General features: G+C 53.8%; 17 protein-coding genes. 6 read left to right on the top strand and 11 right to left on the bottom strand.

Features of this window, described 5'->3' with window-relative positions; genetic code table 11:
• Nucleotides 1-130: 130 nt before the first annotated feature.
• The 6 genes from ACO6BQ_RS08855 to ACO6BQ_RS08830 all read right to left on the bottom strand — a co-directional run bounded on the left by ACO6BQ_RS08855 (nucleotide 131) and on the right by ACO6BQ_RS08830 (nucleotide 6431).
• Nucleotides 131-817 (bottom strand): thiamine phosphate synthase, encoded by a 687-nt coding sequence (locus tag ACO6BQ_RS08855; protein ID WP_489120500.1) that lies wholly within the window; start codon nucleotides 815-817, stop codon nucleotides 131-133.
• A gap of 88 nt (nucleotides 818-905) precedes the next feature.
• Nucleotides 906-1439 (bottom strand): rubrerythrin, encoded by a 534-nt coding sequence (rbr, locus tag ACO6BQ_RS08850; protein ID WP_489120499.1) that lies wholly within the window; start codon nucleotides 1437-1439, stop codon nucleotides 906-908.
• A 151-nt stretch (nucleotides 1440-1590) separates the two neighbouring features.
• Nucleotides 1591-3216: an FAD-dependent oxidoreductase gene (locus ACO6BQ_RS08845; RefSeq protein WP_489120502.1), complete on the bottom strand. Its 1626-nt coding sequence runs from the start codon at nucleotides 3214-3216 to the stop codon at nucleotides 1591-1593.
• A gap of 82 nt (nucleotides 3217-3298) precedes the next feature.
• Nucleotides 3299-3880 (bottom strand): alkyl hydroperoxide reductase subunit C, encoded by a 582-nt coding sequence (ahpC, locus tag ACO6BQ_RS08840; protein ID WP_489120498.1) that lies wholly within the window; start codon nucleotides 3878-3880, stop codon nucleotides 3299-3301.
• Between the two features lie 224 nt (nucleotides 3881-4104).
• Complete coding sequence (nspC, locus tag ACO6BQ_RS08835; RefSeq protein ID WP_489120497.1) at nucleotides 4105-5232, bottom strand: carboxynorspermidine decarboxylase; 1128 nt, start codon at nucleotides 5230-5232, stop codon at nucleotides 4105-4107.
• Nucleotides 5232-6431: a saccharopine dehydrogenase family protein gene (locus ACO6BQ_RS08830; RefSeq protein WP_489120496.1), complete on the bottom strand. Its 1200-nt coding sequence runs from the start codon at nucleotides 6429-6431 to the stop codon at nucleotides 5232-5234. The genes nspC and ACO6BQ_RS08830 overlap by 1 nt, the downstream gene beginning before the upstream one ends.
• Nucleotides 6432-6616: 185 nt before the next feature.
• Here ACO6BQ_RS08830 and ACO6BQ_RS08825 point away from each other — a divergent pair, with 185 nt between their 5' ends.
• Nucleotides 6617-6811, top strand: coding sequence for a helix-turn-helix domain-containing protein (locus tag ACO6BQ_RS08825; RefSeq protein WP_489120495.1), 195 nt, complete (start codon nucleotides 6617-6619; stop codon nucleotides 6809-6811).
• A 120-nt stretch (nucleotides 6812-6931) separates the two neighbouring features.
• On the opposite strand, the gene ACO6BQ_RS08820 is transcribed toward ACO6BQ_RS08825, so the two are convergent.
• From ACO6BQ_RS08820 to ACO6BQ_RS08810, 3 genes are all read right to left on the bottom strand, one after another.
• The gene (locus ACO6BQ_RS08820; RefSeq protein ID WP_489120494.1) at nucleotides 6932-7888 is read right to left on the bottom strand and encodes a DNA-methyltransferase; all 957 of its coding nucleotides are present in this window, start codon (nucleotides 7886-7888) and stop codon (nucleotides 6932-6934) included.
• Nucleotides 7873-8637 (bottom strand): hypothetical protein, encoded by a 765-nt coding sequence (locus ACO6BQ_RS08815; protein WP_489120493.1) that lies wholly within the window; start codon nucleotides 8635-8637, stop codon nucleotides 7873-7875. The genes ACO6BQ_RS08820 and ACO6BQ_RS08815 overlap by 16 nt, the downstream gene beginning before the upstream one ends.
• 246 nt (nucleotides 8638-8883) lie before the next feature.
• Nucleotides 8884-9105, bottom strand: a complete 222-nt coding sequence (locus ACO6BQ_RS08810) for an integrase core domain-containing protein (RefSeq protein WP_489120501.1) — start codon at nucleotides 9103-9105, stop codon at nucleotides 8884-8886.
• 108 nt (nucleotides 9106-9213) lie between these two features.
• Here ACO6BQ_RS08810 and ACO6BQ_RS08805 point away from each other — a divergent pair, with 108 nt between their 5' ends.
• Genes ACO6BQ_RS08805 through ACO6BQ_RS08785 form a run of 5 tightly spaced genes read left to right on the top strand, consistent with a single transcriptional unit; the run spans nucleotide 9214 to nucleotide 13668 of the window.
• Nucleotides 9214-10443: an FAD-dependent oxidoreductase gene (locus tag ACO6BQ_RS08805; RefSeq protein WP_489120492.1), complete on the top strand. Its 1230-nt coding sequence runs from the start codon at nucleotides 9214-9216 to the stop codon at nucleotides 10441-10443.
• Nucleotides 10444-10495: 52 nt separating this feature from the next.
• Nucleotides 10496-10801: a hypothetical protein gene (locus ACO6BQ_RS08800; RefSeq protein ID WP_489120491.1), complete on the top strand. Its 306-nt coding sequence runs from the start codon at nucleotides 10496-10498 to the stop codon at nucleotides 10799-10801.
• Nucleotides 10798-12300, top strand: coding sequence for an anthranilate synthase component I family protein (locus tag ACO6BQ_RS08795; protein ID WP_489120490.1), 1503 nt, complete (start codon nucleotides 10798-10800; stop codon nucleotides 12298-12300). Before ACO6BQ_RS08800 ends, ACO6BQ_RS08795 begins: the two co-directional genes overlap by 4 nt.
• Nucleotides 12284-12859, top strand: coding sequence for an anthranilate synthase component II (locus tag ACO6BQ_RS08790; RefSeq protein ID WP_489120489.1), 576 nt, complete (start codon nucleotides 12284-12286; stop codon nucleotides 12857-12859). Before ACO6BQ_RS08795 ends, ACO6BQ_RS08790 begins: the two co-directional genes overlap by 17 nt.
• Nucleotides 12856-13668, top strand: a complete 813-nt coding sequence (locus ACO6BQ_RS08785) for an HAD-IIB family hydrolase (RefSeq protein ID WP_489120488.1) — start codon at nucleotides 12856-12858, stop codon at nucleotides 13666-13668. The genes ACO6BQ_RS08790 and ACO6BQ_RS08785 overlap by 4 nt, the downstream gene beginning before the upstream one ends.
• A gap of 76 nt (nucleotides 13669-13744) precedes the next feature.
• On the opposite strand, the gene ACO6BQ_RS08780 is transcribed toward ACO6BQ_RS08785, so the two are convergent.
• Both ACO6BQ_RS08780 and ACO6BQ_RS08775 read right to left on the bottom strand, forming a co-directional pair.
• Nucleotides 13745-15025: an S-layer homology domain-containing protein gene (locus ACO6BQ_RS08780; protein ID WP_489120487.1), complete on the bottom strand. Its 1281-nt coding sequence runs from the start codon at nucleotides 15023-15025 to the stop codon at nucleotides 13745-13747.
• 218 nt (nucleotides 15026-15243) lie between these two features.
• A complete protein-coding gene (locus tag ACO6BQ_RS08775; protein ID WP_489120486.1) occupies nucleotides 15244-16077 on the bottom strand; it encodes a polysaccharide deacetylase family protein in 834 nt (277 codons plus the stop codon).
• Nucleotides 16078-16248: the final 171 nt, after the last annotated feature.

The raw sequence follows: 16248 nt of genomic DNA, 5'->3' as shown, positions 1-16248 counted from the left end.
CTTTCGTTCAAGCGCAGCGCGTTTAAGAAGTCCGCAGGTATTTAGGCAGATAAGCGCACGACCGCTTGCGTAACTCCGTGTTCGCGAGGGGCATTAAACCACAAAGTACAAAACACAAAATACTGTTCCCCTAAGCACGCCACAGCTCCACCAACTCCTCTGCGGCACTGTACGGATGCTCCGCACCCGCGACGGCACTGATGACAAAGAATCCCTCCACGCCCGTCGCTCTGAGCGCAGGCAGATCCGCAGCCTTGACCCCGCCCCCCACAACCACGGGTACGGGGCTGATGCGGTGCAGTGCCGCAAGCTCATCGAGACTGCGCGTCACAATCTCGCCCGAGGCGGTACGTCCCGCCTCGGGCTTTGTCGCAGTTGCGTGCAGCGGCCCCGCGCCGAGATAGTCGATGCACGCGGTATCACAGTGTGCTGCGTACGCAAGCAGCTCCGTTGTACGTGCGGAGAGCCCGACAATCGCATCTTTACCAAGATACTTGCGGCAAACATCGACGGGAATATCCGTCTGCCCGACGTGCACGCCGTCCACCTTGATGCCCTGCTCCCATGCCGCGAGCACACAGTCCAGACTGTCGTTAATCACGAGCGACACGGCATCCGACTTCTCCTGTGCCGCGAGAACATCTGCCGCCGCACGCGTGAGCTCAACCACCTCGCGTGCATCCGCCCCCTTTGCTCGGATCTGGACAAAGGTGAACCCCGCACGCACCGCCTCCGCAATGACACGCGCCACGGGTCGTCCGCTCGTGTTCTCAGGGCCGATCACGAGATAGGCGGATAGGTCAAATTTCCTGCGCATATATATCATTCTCCTATCAATAAAAGGGGCTGTTGCACGAAGCTAGAAAACTTCGTGCAACAGCCCCTTTCCGTCAAAGCCGTATGGCTCAGTAATTCTGCACAACCTGCTGGAAGAAAGACTGCGGATGCTCACAGACCGGGCACTTCATCGGTGCCTTCGGGCTCTCGCAGACGTAGCCGCAGTTGAGACACTGCCAGATGATCTTCTCATCACGCTGGAACACCGTGTCCTCATCCACCTTCTGCAGGAGGAGCTTGTAGCGGGCATCATGCTCCTTCTCGATTTTGCCGACAGCGTCAAAGAGACGTGCAATTTTGTCGAACCCTTCCTCACGCGCCACACGCGCAAACTCGGGGTACATGCTCGTCCACTCCTCGTTCTCTCCGGAGGCAGCGTCCGCGAGGTTTGCCTTCGTATCGCCGACACCGTGCACGAGCTTGAACCAGATCTTTGCATGTGCCTTCTCATTGACCGCCGTCTCGTTGAAGATGTTGGAAATCTGAACGTAGCCGTCCTTCTTCGCCTGCGATGCGTAGTAGAGATACTTCGTATGCGCCTGCGACTCGCCGGCAAATGCCGCCCAAAGATTCTTCTCGGTCTGTGATCCCTTGAGTTCCATAATGCTCTCCTTTGCTAAAACAAATACACAAAACACATCAACCGATGAGAATGCCATCCCTCTATGCCTTGCTCAGGGGCACAGACGGCATCCGCTCGGCGTGATGGGTGGAGGAAGCAGGCATCTGTTTCCTCCACCGACGATTATTTTATCAACGTTTGACCAGAATATCAATGACCTCGTCAATGTTTTTCTTGCCGAAGAAGAGGTCTTCCCCCACGATCATACAGGGGACGCTCATCACGCTGTACTTCTCCTTCAGTTCGGGGAAGTAGCGGATGTCGTAGATGTCTGCGCGGATATCTCTGCGCTCTACCGCGATGCGTTGTACCGCCGCGACCACGTCGGGACACATCGTACAGGACAGCGACATGAGCACCTTGACATCTGCCGGTGCGGAAATCTGCTCAATTTTCGCACGCGTCTCGTCACGAAGCTCCTGCCCCGGTCCCGCCACATTGTAAAGTGCGAGGATGAAGGAGTTAAACTCGTGCCCGCCCGGAACGGCGTGGAAGATGATGCCGCTCGGCGAACCATCGGCACGCAGGAGCTCGATGCCCGGCTCCCCGTTCGCATCGTCACGCTCCTCGTAGCTGATCTTGTCCGTCAGACCCTCAAACTCATCCATAAAACCGCGCAGTTCGCGCGAGAGATCACCGTCGTCATAGTGTCCGACGAGCTTGACTGATGTCTCGAACTTGTCAAAGACCGCCGCCAGCTGCTCACGGATCTCGGCAGAAATGAAGTTCGTCTCATTCCCCGCTGCCGCTTCCTTCTCAATGGAATTCTTGCGCTGTTCAAAACGCTTCGCATCCACCTCGGCGCGCGCAAAGGCAGGGATCTTCAGGCGGTCGTGCAATGCCGCCGCATGACGTTCCGCCGCAACTGCGCTGACCGCACCGTCGGAGACTGCCGTTACGACCTGACGGAGTGTCTTGATGCAGACATCGCCCGCCGCGAAAACGCCCTTAACGTTCGTCTCCTTCTCCTCGTTCGTGATGACGTAGCCCTGCTCATTCAGCGCAATATGCTCGCGGAAGAGCCCTGTGTTCGGGATGTAGCCGGCAAAGACGAAAACGCCGAACGTCTCGCCGTCCTTTGCCATATAGTGCTCGACCCTGCCCGTGACCTCGTCACGGAAATCGGCATAGGAGATCATTGTCTCGCCGCCGACACGCTCCACCACCGTGTTGAAGCGAACCTTGATGTTCGGATAGTTCGCAAGCGCGTCCACCGCTGTCTGCGGGGCTCGGAACTTATCGCTGCGCACAAGGATCGTGACAGACTTTCCATAGCGCGAGAGGAACATACTTTCCTCCACCGCTGCAAGTCCACCGCCGATGACGAAGATGTCCATGCCCGTGAAGAACTCTGCATCACAGGTTGCACAGTAGGCGACGCCGCGCCCCTGAAACGTTTTCTCACCGTAGAAGCCAACCTTGCGTGGATTCGCCCCCGTCGCGAGGATGACGCTCAGAGCCTCCACCGTACCCGCCGTTGTCTCAAGCTCCTTGATATCCTGGTCGAGCTTCAGTCCAATGACCTCCGCCTCGACGAACTCAGCACCAAAGCCGCGCGCCTGCTGCTCCATCTGTGCCGCAAGCTCAGAGCCGCTAATCTTGCCCGTGCCGGGATAGTTCACGACATCGGCGGTAATGGTAATCTGCCCGCCGACCTTCTCCTTCTCGATCACCAGCACCTTGCATTTGGCGCGCGCCAGATAGATCGCAGCAGAGAGCCCCGCAGGACCGCCGCCAACAATGACGGCATCATACATTTTATCCACCAAAGCACCTCTTTTGTAGTTCATAGGAAAAAGCACTTCGCAAGCTGCCTCACGAAGTGCTCCGATCATTTTCTTAGAGTTTGCCGACGAGGTCGAAGCTCGGCTTGAGCGTCTTTTCGCCCGGCTTCCAGCGTGCGGGGCAAACCTCATCGCCGTGCTTGGCGACGAACTGGAGTGCCTGCACCTTGCGGAGAAGCTCCTGTGCGTTGCGGCCGACGTTGCCCGCACTCACCTCATAGGAAACGATCTTGCCCTCGGGGTTCACAACGAACGTGCCGCGCTCGGAACGACCGTCCTCCTCGATGTAGACATCGAAGTCGCGTGCGAGCTTCGCCGTCGGATCTGCGAGCATCGGATACGTGAGCTTGCCGACGAGCTCGGAGCTCTCATGCCATGCCTTGTGGACAAAGTGGGAGTCGCAGGAAACAGCGAAGATCTCACAGCCGAGCTTCTCGAACTCACCGTACTGCTCCTGAAGATCAGCGAGCTCCGTCGGGCAGACAAACGTGAAGTCCGCCGGATAGAAGAAGAACACGCTCCACTTGCCCTTGAGATCCGCCTTTGTGTACTGCGTAAACTCGCCCTGTGCTGCGCCCGCCTTCTTCTGGAATGCGTCGACCTTGAAATCGGAAATTTCCTTGTTGATGAGTGACATTGAATATCCTCCTTTGATGGTAACCAATCGCTCTCATTTCGAGGGATTGCGTATGTCCTTTTGATGGGTTAATCATAGCACAGAGGATTTTCCTTGTCAACAGAAATTTATACTTTTTAATAATTATTTTTAGTTAGTTTTCCGATTGTCAAAAAAGGCCTATGTCATTACAAGAAAGGGATGTCGCACGAAGCCTGAAAAGTCTCCGTGTAACATCCCCTAAATCAGAGTCTCATCTTAAAATCGTCATAACCGAACTCACGAACGATCTCCCAATCACAGTTCGGCGCAACGGCAATGATGTTCGGCAGCGGCATTCCGTTGAACGTATTGTTCTTCACCATCGTATAGATCGCCATGTCACCGAAGACAACGCGGTCGCCGACGTTCAGTGGCGCATCAAACGAGTATGTGCCAATCGTATCGCCCGCAAGACAGGTCGGTCCTGCGAGCGTGTGGGTGTACGGCTTCTCCCCCTCCGCCCCCGCATGGATGACGGGCGGACGATAGGGCATCTCGATGACATCGGGCATGTGGCAGGCTGCCGACGTGTTCAGAATGACATTCCCATCCGTCTGAACGTCGAGCACCTCGGCGACGAGGAAGCCCGCATTGAGCGCGACCGCCTCGCCCGGCTCAAGATAGACCGCGACATCATAGGTGTCCTGCACATGGCGGATCAGCCGCTTGAGCAGGGGAATGTCATAGCCCTCGCGCGTGATGTGATGTCCACCGCCGAAATTCAGCCACTTCATCCCGTGGAGATATTTCCCGAACTTCTCCTCCACGGCTTCGAGTGTCGCGGCAAGTGCGTCCGCCCCCTGCTCACAGAGCGTATGGAAGTGAAGTCCGTCGACGCCATCAAGCAGGTCTGCACGGAAGTCCGCAATCTTTACGCCGAGGCGCGACCCCGGTGCACACGGGTCGTAGATTGCATGCTCCTGCGTCGAGCGTTCGGGATTGATGCGGATGCCGCAGGATGCACCCGCCGCGCGTGCCGCCGCACCGAACCGCTCCCACTGGGCGAAGGAGTTGAAGATGATGTGGTCGCAGATCGCCGCAAGGCGCGGGATCTCGTTCTCCTCGTAGGCAGGCTTAAAGACATGGTTCTCCTTGCCCATCTCCTCCTGCGACAGCCGTGCCTCATAGATGCCGCTCGCCGTTGTGCCTGAGAGGTAACGCCCGATCAGCGGATAGTAGTGATACATGGAAAAGCATTTCTGGGCGAGCAGCACCTTCGTCCCTGTATCCTCGGCAACATCCGCGAGGATGCGGAGATTTTTCTCAAGCAGCTCCTCGTAGACGAGGTACGAAGGTGTGGGAACAACATCCCACTCTGTGCGCCACGTCATCAGTCTACCAGCACGGGGCTGTGGCTCTCCTGCCACGGCAGTCCCCAGACATTCAGTGCGTCCATGAACGGATCGGGATCGAACTCCTCGACATTGAACACCCCCGGTTTGCGCCACTTGCCCGTCATTACCATCATCGCACCGATCATCGCAGGCACGCCCGTCGTATACGCGACCGCCTGCGAACCGACCTCGGCGTAGCATTTCTCGTGGTCACAAACATTGTAAAGGTAGTAGTTCTTGTCCTTGCCGTCCTTCTTCCCGCGGAAGATGCAGCCGATGTTCGTCTTGCCCTTCGTACGCGGGCCAAGGCTCGCGGGGTCGGGCAGCACAGCCTTGAGGAATTGGAGGGGGATGATCTTGTGCCCCTCAAAGTCAATCGGCTCGATCGAGGTCATTCCGACGTTCTCAAGGCACCGTAGATGCGTCAGATAGCTCTCACCGAATGTCATAAAGAAGCGAATGCGCTTGATGCCCTTGATGTTCTTCGCGAGTGACTCGAGTTCCTCGTGGTGCAGGAGATACATATCCTTCTGCCCCACCTCGGCAAAATCATAGACGCGCTTAATCTCCATCGGCTCGGTCTCGACCCATGCGCCGTTCTCCCAGTAGCTCCCCTTTGCAGAGACCTCGCGGATGTTGATCTCGGGGTTGAAATTCGTCGCAAAAGGATAGCCGTGGTCGCCGCCGTTGCAGTCGAGGATGTCGATGTAATTGATCTCGTCGAACTCATGCTTCATCGCGTACGCACTGAAGACGCCCGTCACGCCGGGATCAAAGCCCGACCCGAGAATCGCCGTCAGTCCCGCCGCGCGAAAACGATCGGCATATGCCCACTGCCAGCTGTACTCGAACTTCGCCGTGTCCTCCGGCTCGTAGTTTGCCGTATCGACGTAGTGCACCCCCGCTGCAAGGCACGCATCCATGATGTGCAGATCCTGATACGGCAGGGCAAGGTTCAGCACGACATCCGGCTGAAACTCACGAATGAGTGCTGTGAGTGCGGGGACATCGTCTGCATCCGCAGCGGCGGTCCGAATCTTCGTCTTGCCTCCGTCCAGCTTTTCCTTCAGTGCATCACATTTGGACTTTGTGCGCGAGGCGATGAGAATCTCCTCAAACACCTCCGAATTCTGACAGCATTTGTGTACGGCAACGCTCGCAACGCCGCCCGCACCAATAATCATCGCTTTTCCCATAAGAGCGCCTCCTTATCAATACCTCTATCATACAACAGGAAAGGGGTCACGGCAAGTGCAGCGACCCCACAGAAGTTTTTATCTGTAGGATTACAATAGATATGTTACACAAGTAAATAAAAGAGAAAGCCAAATTGTGTTATGCTCTATCTAGCGAACAAACCATACACAAAGGAGGCTTTCTCATGAAAAGCATAACACAGGACATCAAGTATTATCAAGCGATTCTTTCCTATGCAGATCAGCACGGCGTTACAAAGGCTGCGATTAAGTATTGCACCTATCGGCAGTTGATCTACCGTCTGCGTAATCGCTACAATGGTACGCCGGAATCCCTCGCACCCAAGTCACGCCGCCCCCATCATCACACCAACGCATAGAGTAGCTTAAACCCTTGATACATAAGGGTTTAAGCTACTCTATTATGTTATTTTGTCACTTGTTTGTCGCTTTAATCTACAAACCAATGTTAAAAGCTATTCGATACTTGATTTTATCTACTATACTGTTGCCGCCGCCAGTTCCGTTCCAAACAGGTCAAACAGGGTCATTTGATTGCTTTCTTTCATCTTCACCTCGTACTTCTGCCTAACTTCCTGCATGAATTCACCTACTGCGTCGGGGTGATTCTTCAAAAACCATTCAACATGATTTCTGATATACTCTTCACGGATTGCTGCGTCATTCAAATCGTTCGGGACGCGTTTCATTCTCTCATCTATGCTATCAAAACCCTTGAATTCTTCTGCAAGCCGTTCTTTTGTCATTTCGATATATTCAGGGTTTATATCAATTCCAATTCCGTTTCTGTCCGTCTGTTGGCACACTCTTAATGCCGTGCCGCTCCCTACAAAGGGGTCAAGAATTGTATCTCCCGGATTTGAGGACGCTAAAATCATACGTTCAAATAACCCCTCTGGCTTTTGTGTCGGATGCTGCTTTCTATTCTTATTGCAATAGTGCATATGGGAAAACTCCCACACATTGCCCGGATTTGCCCCTCGCATATTATTAACAGAACGATAAAATTTTTGTGGTACTCTAATATCATTCAAATGAAAGACAAATTTTTGGGGGCTTTTTGTGAACATCAGTATATCATCGTGTCGCGGCGAAAAGCCTTTTGTTTTTCCGATACCCTGTGTATAAAACCATGTTATCCAAGAATTAAAAGTCATGCCTAATTCTTGCTCCAAGATAGTATAAACATAGGAAATATAGCGCATTCCCATGAAAACATATATAGTTCCATTATCTGTAAGAATACGCTTTGCTTCTGTAAGCCATTGACGCGAAAAGTCAAGATATTCTTCAAATTTAAGTTTATCTTGATTGTTCCCATAATTTTTATTGAGATTATATGGCGGGTCTGTCACGATTAAATGAATACTCTTGTCAGGAAGTTCTTTCATTTCCTCAATGACATCGCCGCAAATTGTTTTTAGTTCTTTATCCATTGATTCTTTGTCGCCTTCCTGTAAAAGTCGTCAAATGTTCTGCGTGAACTATGTAAATACTTTTGGTCAAGCAGTTGACACATTTCCCACGTGGTTCTGTACTGATAAGTCACATAGTGAATATCCTTTATCTGAATTTGTCCTGTTCCAAGCGCCGGGTTATAGTTAATATCTGCGTCGCTAATGAACTTTAGGTCATAGGCGTTATAATCAACAACTTCCATAATACCATCAACAAGCCCCGTTTCCTTGTTTCTCTCTGAATAAACACAGTGCTTTATTGAAAGAATGATAAACATAAAATCCGGGTCTTTCACATATGCTGTTCTAATTCTTGAAAAGGACGTTATGTTCGGACCTTTTCCGCTATTCGGAATATCGTTAGCAGTAGCTTTAACATCAACATTTCCTGTTAGAACAGAATTTTCTTTTCTGAATTGTAGGACAATATCAGCCATCCCAAGGCGTTCTTGTGCTTCAACATTGATAAGATGATATTCGTTGTTCATATCATCCCGAATGCCTGCAAATACTTCACCCGCCCATGCTTCAATCATGGGTCCGGCTATTTTATTAATGTTTTCAAGCGGTAAACCCATGCGCAAATTCGTATTAATAATGATTTTGTCATCGCTCGCCGCTCTGCGTGAATCTAAAATAGCGGTAATTTGCTGAATAACAAATGCAGAATCTTCCCGATAGGTCGGTGACTCCTGCGGAATCTTAAAAACTAAATCTTCATACCTCATTGCAAACATCCTTTCCAGCACTTGTAACCTCTACAATATCGTCAAGCCCGCATTGCAGGGCTGTAGCGTTTTTTGCTAAACTCTCCATTGCTACGAGTTCATCTTTTCCCATTTTGAGCTGTATGTCATGCGCTGAACCTCCAAACGCTCCGAAAACATCACACAAAAATACGGGATATATTGTAACACAAGCGGCGGCAAGTATCAATATCATATTCTGCTGTAGGATTTGTAGGTGTAGGTTTGTCAATCATATGTTACACGAGAGAGCAATAGAGAAAGTTCCTCACAAGGAGACTTCCAGTTCAAGGGGCGCATAGGGAGGTTGTTATATTCCCTGTTGCGGCGTGCAAGCTGCAGCTTGAAATCCCCAAACGAGTAAAACGTATGAGAGGCGTAAAACTCCTCGTTGTCCTTTCGATGAGAACGCTCTACCTTACCACTATGTCTTGGCGTGTAGGGACGAATCTTTTCTTTTCCACCTCCTATGACACGGGGAGTGAGTTGTGTTATAATAAGAATCGTGTATACAGTATTTTAAGAAGCGATACAACATAACGAAAGGAATCATTAACAATGGCTGTTCACGTCATTAACGAGTCCCGCCGCTGCCTTCAGTGCAAGAAGCCGCTCTGCCGCATCAAGGGCTGCCCCGTGCAGACCAACGTCCCGGAGATGATTCGTCTCTTCCTTGACGGCAAAATCAACGAGGCGGGCGCAATGCTCTACGACAACAATCCGATGAGCATTTTCTGCTCTCTCGTCTGTGACCACGATGCACAGTGCGAGGGCAACTGCATTCAGGGGCGGCGCGGTGCACCGATCCAGATCTCGAGCATCGAGCACTACATCTCGGACACTTACCTTGATAAGCTCGTCCTCGAACGCAAATCCTACAACGGGCACAATGTCGCTGTCATCGGTGCAGGACCTGCGGGCATTGTCGTCGCGGTCAAGCTCGCGCAGGAGGGCTACGGTGTCACGATGTTCGAACGGATGCAGCGCATCGGCGGAATGCTGCGCTACGGCATCCCCGATTTTCGTCTGCCGCCCTCGGCTCTCGACCGCTACGAGGAAAAACTCTACACGCTCGGAATCCATATTCGTCCGAACACGACAATCGGCGGTGCACTTACGGTGGACGATCTCTTCCGTGACGGCTACGAGACCATCTTTATGGGAACGGGCGCGTGGCGTGCGAAGAGCCTCGGCATTCACGGCGAGACACTGGGTAACTGCCACTATGCCGTCAACTACCTCCAGAACCCCGATGTCTACCGCCTCGGTGACCGCGTCGCGGTTATCGGCTCGGGTAACTCCGCCATGGACGTGGCGCGGACGGCGATCCGCAAGGGCAGCCGCTACGTCACAATCTACGCTCGACGCAACGGGATCTCCGCGAGCGAGCGCGAGCTCGAGTATGCGCTGATGGATGGCTGTGAGATCCAATACGGCAAGGGCATCCACTCCGTCACACCCGAGGGGCCGATGCTGTATGACCGCATTTTCGATGAGGATCAAAATCTGATCAGCGAAGGTGCCCCCTACCTGGTTCCCGCCGACAGCACCGTCATCGCCGCAAGTCAGGCGGCAAAGGACAAGATTGTCCGCACGACGACGGGCATTACGCTGAACAAAAAGGGGCTTGTCATCGTCGACGAGAACGGTATGACCGAACGTCCCGGCGTATTCTCGGCGGGCGACGTCGTGCAGGGACCGTGGACTGTCGTGCATGCGGTTCGAGACGCAAAACACGTTGCCGAGGCAATGATCCGTTATATGGAGCAAAACAGTTCGAAGAGCTGATACGGCGGCCGCCTTGTTCGTCTGCCGTGCAATGGAAGCAAAGGAGAAAATTATGACCATGAGCGATCATGAGATCACCGATCTCGTACGACAGATGGCAGCACCGCCGAAGCCCGCCACATACGGCGAGGCAGAGGTGGAGGAGCTCGTGCGGATGCATGCCGGCGGACGTCACAAGATGCGCAGCGAGGCGGAGATCCTCGCACGCTACAACCTCGGTCGACAGCAGTACAAGCAGCTCAAGTTCAGCCGCGAGAACAACCGTGAGCAGCAGCAGATGCTCTATGCCGAACTAAAGGTGCTCGGCTGGGTGCTTGGACGCAAGGAGCGGGATGTTGTCATGGAGATCAATAAATGAAGCTGAGTCTGACGAAAGAAGATTTTATCACAGCGGCGCAGACAGCGAACCTCATCACGGTCTCCACGGAGCTGACGATGGATCTCGACACCCCCGTCTCCATCTACTATAAGCTCGTTGGAGAAAAAAAAGGCTACATCATGGAGTCCGTCGACACGACACAGCAGCAGTTCGGACGCTACTCCTTCATCGGCGGCGAACCTTTTGTCAGCATTCAGGTCTTTGCAGACAAGCTCCTCGTGAGTGAAAACGGTCTGATGAAGAGCATTGCCGGACCGCCACATGAGACGATGAAGGCATACGCCGCACGCTTTACCCCTGCCGTCACGGACAAGGAGGCACTGCCCCTCGTCCACGGTGGATTTGCGGGATATTTTTCCTATGAAACGGCGGCGACCTTTGATCGCGTGCGCGGTGTGGATCTTGGCGGCGAGCATCTCCTCGGGCAGTTCATGCTCTGCCGCTACCTCGTCGTCTACGATGCACTGCGCAACAACGCCCACCTGCATTACCTCGCCGATCTTCGCACGGGTGAGGATGCGGGCGCACTCTATGAGGCGGTTGCCGAACGTCTTGCGGCGATGCGTGCGCGTCTTGCCGCACCGTTTTCCCCACCTGACGCACAGCCGTCCAAACGCACAGTCCCCGTCAACTTCATGGCGCAGTACAAAGAGCCGCCTGCTGATTTCCTCGCGACCATTGAGCGCATCAAGGAGCATATCTATGCGGGCAACATCTTTCAGGCGGTACCGTCCTTCCGTTTTCGCGAGAAGATCACGCGCCCTGCGTTTCTCTTCTATCGGCGGCTGCGGCAGGTCAACCCCTCGCCCTATATGTTCTACTACAACTTCGGCGAGGTAAAACTCGTCGGTGCCTCCCCCGAAATGCTGATTAAGGTATCGGGCAGCACCGTTCATACCTATCCCATTGCGGGTACGCGCAAACGCGGAAAAACAGACGAGGAGGACGCCCTGCTCGCCACAGAGCTTCGCTCGGACGAGAAGGAATGTGCCGAGCATGCAATGCTCGTCGATCTCGCACGCAACGACCTTGGCCGCATCAGCGTCCCCGGCTCGGTACGCGTACCGAAGCTCATGGAGGTCGAACGTTTCTCCCACGTCTCGCATATGGTCAGCAGCGTCGTCGGTACGATTGATCCCGCCTATGCCCCGATGGATGTGCTGCGTGCCACCTTCCCTGCCGGCACGGTCAGCGGCGCACCGAAGCTGCGTGCCATGGAGATCATCCACGAGGAGGAGCACGAGGATCGCGGATTCTACGCCGGCACGGTCGGCTACATGGACTTCCGTGGGAACATGGATATGTGCATCACACTGCGTACCATGTGCATCGAGAATGACGACACGGCGATCATCCAGGCGGGTGCGGGAATCGTCAAGGACTCCGTACCCGAGAAAGAATACCTCGAGATCCTGCAAAAGGCAAAGGCACTCTTTGAGGTCGTAGAGGAGGTGGAGAACAATGCTGCTTTTGCTTGACAACTACGACTCGTTCACCTACAACGTGTACCAGCTGCTCACAAACCTCGGCGCAGAGGTCGAAGTGATTCGCAACGATGCAACATCCGTCGAGGAGATCCGTGCAAAAAAGTACAAGGGCATTGTCATCTCCCCCGGTCCCGGACTGCCGAAGGATGCCGGCATTACGGAGGATGTCATACGCGAACTGGGTACGGAAACACCGATTCTCGGCATCTGTCTCGGACATCAGGCGATTGGCGAGGTGTTCGGCGGTCGTGTCGTTCGTGCAAAGGAGATTGTGCACGGCAAAGCATCCCCCATCCGTCACCACGGTACGGGCATCTACCGCAATATCCACGCGGGCACGCAGGTCGCGCGCTATCACTCGCTCATCATCGAGCGCGAGAGTCTGCCCGATGTACTTGAGATCACGAGCGACCTCGGCGACGGCACAATCATGGGCGTGCGGCACAAGACCCTGCCCATCGAGGGCATCCAGTTTCATCCCGAATCCATTCTGACGCACGACGGACGTGCCATGATGGAGAACTATCTCACGGATATTGAGGCATTATGAGTGAAAAACGATACGACGACATCCTCCTTATCAGCGACTTGGACGGCACGCTGATCCCGCGCTATGAAATGATTGCCGAGGAGAATATCCGCGCCATCAACGCATTCACCGCTGCGGGCGGTGCGTTTGCTGCCGCGACGGGGCGCACACCGGAGTCCGCACTTCCCTACCTCGACGGGATCGCAGTCAACACACCGAGCATTTTCTTCAACGGCGCAATACTCAAGAATCTGTCGAAGAATCAGGTGCTTGAGACACGCACGCTGGACGGGGATCTCTGGCGCACGTTTGCGGCGCGTGTCCTCTATCAGTTTCCGCGCGCCTGTGTCGAGGTCTATACGGAGGAGCACTGCCATATCCTCAGTCCTGAGGCAAACGATGATCCGCGCCTCATGGACGAGTTCTACAACGTCAACCGCACAGAACTTCGCGCGGTCGAACATGAGCGATGGCTGAAGTTCTTTATCTGTGATGCACCGATCAATCTGAGCTTTGTCGAGCGTCTGGCAACGGAGCTCGGCATTGACAAATGCTCCAACTCGTTCTACTCCGAGGCAAACTACCTCGAGTTCGTCCCGCCCGGCACAAGCAAGGGCGCAATGGCAGAGGTACTGAAGGCGATGCCCGCCTACGCAGGGCGGCGTATCATCGCCTGCGGCGACTATGAGAACGATGTCGAGCTCCTTCGTATGGCGGATATCGGCATCGCTCCCGAGGATGCCTCGGAGGATGCAAAGGCGGCGGCAGACCGCATTGCCCCACCGTGCAGAGAGCCGCTTGTGCCTTGGATCTTGAGAGAGATATTATAATCTGACATACAAAAAGAGCACTGCGAATGCAGTGCTCTTTTGCTGTGTGGGAATTCCGCCGATGAGTTAAGTCAGATTAGAACGAGAACTCAACGCGGCTGAAGAGAGTGCTTGCCTTCTTGTTGTCCACGATGTCCTTGCCCTTGAAGTATTCGAGCTTCGTTGTCACGTTCTTGAAGAGCATATAGGATGCGCCGACAGCCCAGCCCTTCTGATCACGCTCAAGAATCGAGTAGGTCGGTGCAAGTGCTGCATACTTGTTGAGGTGACGATAGGCAACATATGCCCCCCACGACCCCATATCAGACTTCTTCGCGCCCTTGTAGTCGAGCTCAAGAGCTGCAGACTTGTGGTAGTAGTCAGCCTCCGTGTTCTGTGCGTATGCAGCCTTCATGGTCACATTCTTGTCGAACTTATAGCTCGCACCAACCGCCCAGATGTTTGCATTATCCGTACTCGTCTTGCTGTAGTTGGGAGCCTTGTTACCATCACGGAAATAGGTGCTGTTCAGATGATGGTAGCCGACACCGCCCGTGAGTTTTCCCATCGTAGCAGTGAGCTCGATCCCCTGATAGTTTGCTGCAAGATCAAAGTTCTTCGCGTTATCCCATTTAGCATAGCTATCCGACGTGTCGCCGTCGCCAAAAGCTTGAACACGGCCTGCCGTAACCGATGCCTTGACAACATTGCCGAACGTAACCTTTGCACCCGAGATACCGGTATCAAGAACCAGCCCATCATCCGCGCCGGAGTAGAGATCCATCTTACCGAGCTTGACATTCAGCTTGCCGTAGTTGCCATCAGCATAGGCACGCGCAAGCGTCATCGAGCTGCTGTCATCCTTGTCCATGTAGTACTGGGTATCAAGACGCGCGTTGACCTTCCAGTGATCGTTGACCTCTGCCGACGGGAAGAGACGGAAGCGAACGCGATCCATATTATCCTTTGCCTTGTTCTCGTGACGATGGCTGAAATAGTCATAGCGAAGGTAACCCGTCCACTTCACCACGTCCGCATGCTTCTCGAGATTCGAGACGCGAACGCCGAGATTGTTGAGCTCATCCGCAAACTCAGCAGCGAGACGGTCGATGAGAGCCTTATCCGATACGGGGACATTCTCCTTTGCCATCGCCTTTGCGACCATCTGCGCCATCTCAAAGCGCGTGATGTTGCGGTCGCCGCGATACGTGCCGTCGCCGTAGCCCTCGACAACACCGTCCGCAGCGAGCTGCGTCACAGCATCGTATGCCCAGTGGTCACGGGGCACATCCGAGAACGGGTTTGCAGCGGCGAACGTCGTGGACGCAGCGCCGATGGTCAGTGCTGCCGCAAGAGCGGCGACCATTGTCTTCTTCATAAAGATTCCTCCTTTGCGGTCTCACCCGCAATACATGATATACTGACCTGCACACAGGAGGAACGGAGTATCCATGTTTCCTCACAAACATCCTGCCCACAGATTTATCTTCGACATTATAGCACAATATCAATCATTTGCAAAGTATGAAATTGAATTGTTTAGATTGGCTGGATTGCCATTGTCAACGTGTTTCTGAGATCGTATTTCTCTTCTGCTCAGTTCCGCGTCCATCCATACTGCGTGATATTCGAGGTATAGCGCAGACGATCGACAAAGTCCACATTCGTCGCCGCCGTGCGAAAGACGGGCACACGTTCCATTGCATAGACGTTGCTGCTGCGGTCGACATTGCCGTACTTCACGGTAAAACCGCCCTTGTACCCCGCCTCCTTTGCAATGCCGACGATATGCAAATCGTGCACGCCCGTCGGATAGGCGATGAACTCGATCGGATGCCCGAGCTCCGCCTCTGCCTGCTGCTTTGAGACAACCAGTTCCTCGCGAATGCGCTCATCGGACAGCTCGGGCAGCGGCGCGTGCGTCACCGTATGGGACTGTGCCGTGATGCCGTGCTGCTCCATCTCGCGCAGCTGATCCCATGTGAGGTAGCCCTTACGCTCGCTAACAAAGCCTGTCACGATGAAGATCGTCGCCTTGAGGTTGTATTTTTTGAGAATTGGATAGGCGTTTGTATAGTTGTCAACATAGCCGTCATCAAATGTGATAAGCACAGGACGATCCGGAAGTGTTCCCTTCCCTTCGAGAAACGCATAGAGCTCATCGGGGCTGATTGTGTGATAGCCGTGATCGACGAGATACTTCATCTGCCAGTCAAAATCCTCCGGATCAATCGCAAGCGAGATAAACATGCGATTTACCATGTGATAGTTGAGCACGAGCACCTTCTCATCGTCCTCGGCAGCGGGCAGAGGCGCAGATGCCGCCTCCTCGCGCGGATGCCCCACAATCAGGAGCGCACCAAGGAGAATGAGAAGAACAGCAAGCAGCGACCAGAACTGCCGCCCGCCGATCATCTTCTTCCAATCCATGCCATCCCTCCCGTACTTCCATCTTTACCGTGCTTTATTGTACCTAGATTTGAAAGGAAAATCAAGAAAAAAGAGACTGCCCTAGGGCAATCTCTCGAGATATAGATGCGCTTAGTGTTTAGGAAGCACTGATAAATTCAGCCACGCCATCTTGACGCATCTTTTTTGCCC

Source organism: Centipeda sp. (in: firmicutes), assembly GCF_057271695.1.
The sequence above is the reverse complement of the archived record's forward strand: the minus strand, read 5'-3'. Positions and strand labels throughout refer to the sequence as shown.

Excerpts from the sequence above, each read along its gene's own strand:
- ACO6BQ_RS08855 (WP_489120500.1), bottom strand. The coding sequence starts at position 817 with ATGCGCAGGAAATTTGACCTATCCGCCTATCTCGTGATCGGCCCTGAG.
- rbr (WP_489120499.1), bottom strand. The coding sequence starts at position 1,439 with ATGGAACTCAAGGGATCACAGACCGAGAAGAATCTTTGGGCGGCATTT.
- ACO6BQ_RS08845 (WP_489120502.1), bottom strand. The coding sequence starts at position 3,216 with ATGTATGATGCCGTCATTGTTGGCGGCGGTCCTGCGGGGCTCTCTGCT.
- ahpC (WP_489120498.1), bottom strand. The coding sequence starts at position 3,880 with ATGTCACTCATCAACAAGGAAATTTCCGATTTCAAGGTCGACGCATTC.
- nspC (WP_489120497.1), bottom strand. The coding sequence starts at position 5,232 with ATGACGTGGCGCACAGAGTGGGATGTTGTTCCCACACCTTCGTACCTC.
- ACO6BQ_RS08830 (WP_489120496.1), bottom strand. The coding sequence starts at position 6,431 with ATGGGAAAAGCGATGATTATTGGTGCGGGCGGCGTTGCGAGCGTTGCC.
- ACO6BQ_RS08825 (WP_489120495.1), top strand. The coding sequence starts at position 6,617 with ATGAAAAGCATAACACAGGACATCAAGTATTATCAAGCGATTCTTTCC.
- ACO6BQ_RS08820 (WP_489120494.1), bottom strand. The coding sequence starts at position 7,888 with ATGGATAAAGAACTAAAAACAATTTGCGGCGATGTCATTGAGGAAATG.
- ACO6BQ_RS08815 (WP_489120493.1), bottom strand. The coding sequence starts at position 8,637 with ATGAGGTATGAAGATTTAGTTTTTAAGATTCCGCAGGAGTCACCGACC.
- ACO6BQ_RS08805 (WP_489120492.1), top strand. The coding sequence starts at position 9,214 with ATGGCTGTTCACGTCATTAACGAGTCCCGCCGCTGCCTTCAGTGCAAG.
- ACO6BQ_RS08800 (WP_489120491.1), top strand. The coding sequence starts at position 10,496 with ATGACCATGAGCGATCATGAGATCACCGATCTCGTACGACAGATGGCA.
- ACO6BQ_RS08795 (WP_489120490.1), top strand. The coding sequence starts at position 10,798 with ATGAAGCTGAGTCTGACGAAAGAAGATTTTATCACAGCGGCGCAGACA.
- ACO6BQ_RS08790 (WP_489120489.1), top strand. The coding sequence starts at position 12,284 with ATGCTGCTTTTGCTTGACAACTACGACTCGTTCACCTACAACGTGTAC.
- ACO6BQ_RS08785 (WP_489120488.1), top strand. The coding sequence starts at position 12,856 with ATGAGTGAAAAACGATACGACGACATCCTCCTTATCAGCGACTTGGAC.
- ACO6BQ_RS08780 (WP_489120487.1), bottom strand. The coding sequence starts at position 15,025 with ATGAAGAAGACAATGGTCGCCGCTCTTGCGGCAGCACTGACCATCGGC.
- ACO6BQ_RS08775 (WP_489120486.1), bottom strand. The coding sequence starts at position 16,077 with ATGGATTGGAAGAAGATGATCGGCGGGCGGCAGTTCTGGTCGCTGCTT.